Source organism: Planktotalea sp. (assembly GCF_050633725.1).
Lineage (GTDB): Bacteria > Pseudomonadota > Alphaproteobacteria > Rhodobacterales > Rhodobacteraceae > Planktotalea.
The window spans coordinates 1-5,055 of sequence record NZ_JBOEHB010000021.1 but is presented as its reverse complement, the minus strand read 5'-3'; the positions used below and the strand labels follow the sequence as shown (position 1 = coordinate 5,055).

The window sequence follows — 5,055 nt, the reverse complement described above, 5'->3', positions numbered from 1 at the left end:
CAGATCTTCGACAAGCAAACCGGCGATCTGCCATATCCGTCAGCTGGTGACCAGATGCGCGGGCTGCAAGGGCAGATCAAGGCGCTGGAGGCGAAGATTGGGGCTCTGGAAGTGCCGAGAGAGGCTTCGGGGGATGGCGCTGATGGTGAAGGTAAACGGCGCGAAGAGATAGACGAATTGACTAGCGAAGAGCGGGACGTCACATCCGGCAAAAAGCCTAGTTTGGGCGAGTATCAAGCAGGAAGTGAACGGGTAGAGAGGTTTATGGAGGAGGCGGCTCGGGGATAAGGGTGGAGAGCCGATTTTCGCAGAAGCGAAAAAATTACACTTGGAAATAGGGGGGGAAGACATCGGCTGCGCGAAATCGAATTCGGCCTTGAGCACGTTCAATGCAAGATTCTTTCAGCGCTTTTAAAACGTGTCAACTTGTTCTTTCATAGCGCACAACCTAGAGTTAAGCGATTGAATTCGCGTGCTCTTGGCAATCAATCGAAACCTTAAGCGTTTGGTGCTCATTGACCTTAATTAGGAACTTTAAATGGCTCGTATCCGAAAACTAGAAGTATACAATTTTCGAAGCATCCAGAAACTGGTTTGGTTTCCCTCCCCTAATATGAACTGTCTGGTCGGTCCCGGTGACAGCGGTAAATCCACAGTCTTGGACGCAATTGATTGGTGTTTGGGAGCTCGGCGCAACCTCCCTGTCACGGATGCAGACTTTTACAATATGTCAGTGGACGACGAAATTATTATTCGAGCAACTATCGGTGACTTGCAGGATGGACTAAAAACGCTTGATACTTATGGCCCCTTTTTGTTGGGGCTCGACAAGGAGGGAAACCTTGAAGATGAACCCTCAGAGGGTTCGGAGACGGTCCTTACGGTTCAGCTTACAATTAGTGACGACCTAGAGCCACAATGGCATTTGAAATCTGACCGTGCGGAAGCTCAAGGCCTATCCAGAGGCCTGACATGGGGCGACAGGGTTAATACTGCGCCCAACCGTATAGGCGTTTTTGCAAATCAACATCTCGGATGGCAACGCGGCTCAATTTTAAACGCACTAACGGAGGAAAAAGCTGATGCATCTGCGGCACTGGCTGACGCAGCGCGGCAAGCTCGCAATAGCTTTGGAGACACCGCAGGTGACCAGTTGAAAGATACGTTAGGCATCATCTCAGGTGCGGCTCAAGCCCTTGGCGTTGATGTTGGGGATACAGTTCGAGCGATGCTGGACGCACACTCTGTGAATTTTTCAGGAAGCACTATTTCGCTGCATAGTTCAGAAGGTGTCCCGCTCAGAAAGTTGGGCCTTGGATCAAGTCGCCTGCTCGTCGCTGGGCTTCAAAATCGGGTTGCCGAGACGGCCTCGATTGCGCTGGTCGATGAGGTGGAAATCGGGTTAGAGCCACATCGAATTTCCAAATTTCTTTTGGAGCTGGGTTCGAAGGCCGAAGCAACGTTATTTCAGATATTTATGACGACCCATTCGCCAGTTGTTTTACGTGAGCTGAGCGGGCCACAGCTCTACGTTATTAGAAGTGGAGATGAGCATTCAGTTGCTCAAGCGGGCGCTGATGACGCAATTCAAGGTACGCTTCGCATCGCGTCTGAGGCCTTTCTAGGGACTAACGTGCTGGTTTGTGAGGGGGCTACCGAAGTCGGACTGGTTCGTGGTTTTGACCGCTATCGGGCAGAGGGCGGGCACTCGACATTTGCCGCAGCAGGTGGCGTTTTGGTCGATGCTGGTGGCGTAAGCAAAATCTACCGATCTGCGATGTCTTTCCTGAAGTTGGGATATAATGTAGCTACCTTGCGGGATGATGACGTCCAACCCAAAGAAAAAGATGAAAGAGAATTTATTGGCGTGGGTGGGAAGGTCTTCAAGTGGACGGAAGGCTGGGCAATCGAGGCTGAACTCTTTGATTGCGTAAGTGATGAAGCAGTCTTGCAGTTATGGTCATACGCGAAAGAACTCCATGGAGAGCAACGGATATTAGATCATTTACGGACCGCATGCGAAGGACCGATCGATCTCAGCAACTGGTTCAATAAAATAACCGAAGAGAAACGCAGGCAATTGGCGGCAGCTGCCGGTAGCGGTTCTTGGTTCAAGCGAATTTCCCATATGGAGGAGGCTGCCTATTCAATTATCGGTCCAGATTTAGGTAACTGCGTTCATTCCGAGTTGCCGGATCTACTAAGCGAAATTCTCAAGTGGTCAGGGGCCATCGATGGCTGATGTTGATCTGCTAACTATCGAGCGTGGGATGGTTATCGCCCCCGCTGGGTGCGGAAAGACACAGCTCATTGTAGAGGCGCTTCGCAGCAACCAATCCGACAAACCTATTTTGGTCTTGACCCACACTAACGCTGGGGTGGCAGCCCTGCGGCAGAGACTAGCCAAGGAGAAGCTACCAACTGGTGGTTACAAGCTGGCGACGATTGATGGTTGGGCGATAAGGTTGGTTTCGACGTTCCCCGAGCGTTCAGGATATGATGGGGGCGCAAACCCCAAAAAACCCAACTATCTAAAGATCAGGAAGGCCGCGTGGAGCCTTCTGAAGGCAAACCACATTACTGATGTGCTACAAGCAAGCTATTCGCGCATCTTGGTTGATGAGTATCAGGACTGCTCTCACAATCAGCACGCCATCATGTTTTATGCTGCGAAACATTTGCCCTGTTGCGTCTTGGCGGATCCGATGCAAGCAATATTCGGTTTTGGGAATGACCCGCTGGCTGATTGGGATAAGCATGTTGCAAAACATTTCCCAAAAATTTCTGAGCTAGATACCCCCTGGAGGTGGCGAAATGCCGGAAACGAAGAGCTTGGGCAGTGGCTCTTGTCTGTGCGAAAAGCACTGCTTACAGAGGGTGCCGTTGATTTGGCAGCAGCCCCCAAATCAGTCAAATGGGTCAAATTGGATGGCGACAATGATCATTCAAAACTTGTTGCTGCGGCCCGATGTGCTCACAAGGCAAAGAACGAAACCTCGCTAGTAATTGGCGACAGCATGTCAGCAGCAAGCCGATATAGGGTTGCGAAAAATGTTCCCGGTATTGTCGCAGTTGAACCAGTTGATCTCAAGGATCTCACCACGTATGCAAATGGTCTAGATTTGTCTGATGGGTATTCAGTCCGCGAGACGTTAGATCTTGCTGAGAGCCTAATTACCAACATTGGTTCCGAGGGAGTCCAAAGCCGCATGAAAGCCATTAAAAGCGGTAAGGCGAGAACGGATCCAAGCGAGCTAGAGTTACTTGCTCTAGAAGTTGAAAAAGCGCCTACCTTTTCTGGATTGGCTAGCATCCTGTCGTGTTGTTCGGCCCAAACCGGGTCGCGTTGCTATCGGCCTGGCGTCTTGCGCGCAACCCTCCGTGCGTTGTCTTTGGTTCAGTCAAACGCGGCATTGACCTTTAGCGAGGCCGCCATTCAAATTCGCGAAGAAAACCGCGCCGTCGGGCGTCAACTCCCCTTAGCTGCTATTGGCTCGACGTTACTTTTGAAAGGGCTGGAGGCTGATCATGCTGTTGTTTTGAACGCCGATCAACTTGATGCACGAAACCTTTATGTTGCGATGACGCGTGGAGCCAGAACGATAACTATTTGCTCAAAAAATAGCTTGCTGAATCCGTGACAGTATTGAATTGCTGTTTTGATGAAGCTGTATCGGAATGTGTTAAACCCCAACAGATGCGGGCTCTGCGCCGGTGACGTTAGATCTTTGGACTGTTTGGAGGGCAAGATGATCTAAAGCATCGCGTCTAAGGTCGAATTATGGTTGACATGACCGGGGCCAGAGACCGGATTTTACTATGACGATGTTAGGCGACGAAGACCTGCAGTCACTTCAGCAAGAAGTTCAGCGGTTGCTGGGTCGATGCATGTTACGGTTACAACAGTATGAGCGGCTGATTAAAGCCATGGTGGCGCATCACAAGGTCTCAGGACCGTTTCATGACTTGGAGCGGGCAAAGGCAACGAAGATTGACGAAGCGGCCCGCAAGACGCTCGGCTCCTTGGTTGGTGATCTCCTTGGATCGTATGTCGTTGCCGATGAGATCGACCCTCCCGAAATGACGACAACCAATTCTCCAGAGAACGTCAATTGGTTCGCCATGCAGATGTCACTTGGCTTGCCGGATGCAGAGTTCGTCCGCGTTGAAAGTGATCTGAGAGAAATGGTAGTTCTAAGGAACAATTTGGTTCATCACTTTATCGACCAGCAAGACCTCTGGAGCCCAGATGGATGTCGTGCCGCGCAAGATGCATTGATCATGGCATACGACCTTATCGACCATCACTTCGGACAACTTCGTGATTGGGCCGAAGACATGGATAAGATACGGCATACGATGTCAGAATTCTTGCAGTCGAAGGAATTCGAAGAGCTATTTGTTAATGGAATTGCCCTCGACGGAAAAGTAAATTGGGACGCCTCGGGCATAGTGGGCGCGATGCGAGAAGCATTCAGTGCTTTGGCTGTCGATGGGTGGGCACCTGTGGCTGCAGCTGGCAAATGGGTTGCCAAGCGTTACCCAGAACAACTGCCCGCCAAGTATGGATGCCTCAGTTGGCGACAGGTTGTGCATAACGCACCCATCTTAGAGCTTCGGTATCTTGAAATGGATGGACAGCGCACCGCTTGTTATCGTGAGAAGGATAGTTCCGAGACGCAGCATTAAATTACGCTAGCGTCGCTTGATGGCTATGTTCTATCCCACAAGCGCTTTTGAGTCTGCATGGCTGCAAGTTCGATCTTGTGATTGCTGGGCAAGTGCCGAAACACTATTCCAAACGCTTCGCCCTCTCCGCCACGCGCTTAACCATCGAAACAGTCGCAGTGCTAGCCTGCCGCATCCCAGCCCCTGCGATCTCAGCATTAGACCTACTTCCAAACCGCGCCCTTGCTCGCGAACCTTTTGTTCCAATCAAGCCCTTTGCGAAGCCGCCGGGTCCAGGAATGCTTGGCGGTCCGGCCATCATGAAATTGCCTGAGATTGAACGGACGATCAGTGGGGTGGCGATGATCATGCCGCCTGCGAGGAACA

Annotated in this window: 3 protein-coding genes and 2 pseudogenes; 4 read left to right on the top strand and 1 reads right to left on the bottom strand. The window is 51.1% G+C overall.

Annotation, left to right across the window (positions count from 1 at the left end; genetic code table 11):
* The 4 genes and pseudogenes from ACRBCU_RS16130 to ACRBCU_RS16115 all read left to right on the top strand — a co-directional run.
* Positions 1 to 288, top strand: a pseudogene (locus tag ACRBCU_RS16130) (type IV secretory system conjugative DNA transfer family protein); the annotation flags it as partial.
* A gap of 250 nt (positions 289 to 538) precedes the next feature.
* A complete protein-coding gene (locus ACRBCU_RS16125; protein ID WP_431366417.1) occupies positions 539 to 2,242 on the top strand; it encodes an ATP-dependent nuclease in 1,704 nt (567 codons plus the stop codon).
* Positions 2,235 to 3,641, top strand: coding sequence for a UvrD-helicase domain-containing protein (locus ACRBCU_RS16120; RefSeq protein WP_431366416.1), 1,407 nt, complete (start codon positions 2,235 to 2,237; stop codon positions 3,639 to 3,641). The genes ACRBCU_RS16125 and ACRBCU_RS16120 overlap by 8 nt, the downstream gene beginning before the upstream one ends.
* A 247-nt stretch (positions 3,642 to 3,888) precedes the next feature.
* Positions 3,889 to 4,689 (top strand): OST-HTH/LOTUS domain-containing protein, encoded by an 801-nt coding sequence (locus ACRBCU_RS16115; RefSeq protein WP_431366415.1) that lies wholly within the window; start codon positions 3,889 to 3,891, stop codon positions 4,687 to 4,689.
* A gap of 103 nt (positions 4,690 to 4,792) precedes the next feature.
* On the opposite strand, the pseudogene ACRBCU_RS16110 reads toward ACRBCU_RS16115, so the two are convergent.
* A pseudogene (locus ACRBCU_RS16110) lies at positions 4,793 to 5,055 on the bottom strand (type IV secretion system protein); the annotation flags it as partial.

Excerpts from the sequence above, each read along its gene's own strand:
- ACRBCU_RS16115 (WP_431366415.1), top strand. The coding sequence starts at position 3,889 with ATGTTACGGTTACAACAGTATGAGCGGCTGATTAAAGCCATGGTGGCG.
- ACRBCU_RS16125 (WP_431366417.1), top strand. The coding sequence starts at position 539 with ATGGCTCGTATCCGAAAACTAGAAGTATACAATTTTCGAAGCATCCAG.
- ACRBCU_RS16120 (WP_431366416.1), top strand. The coding sequence starts at position 2,235 with ATGGCTGATGTTGATCTGCTAACTATCGAGCGTGGGATGGTTATCGCC.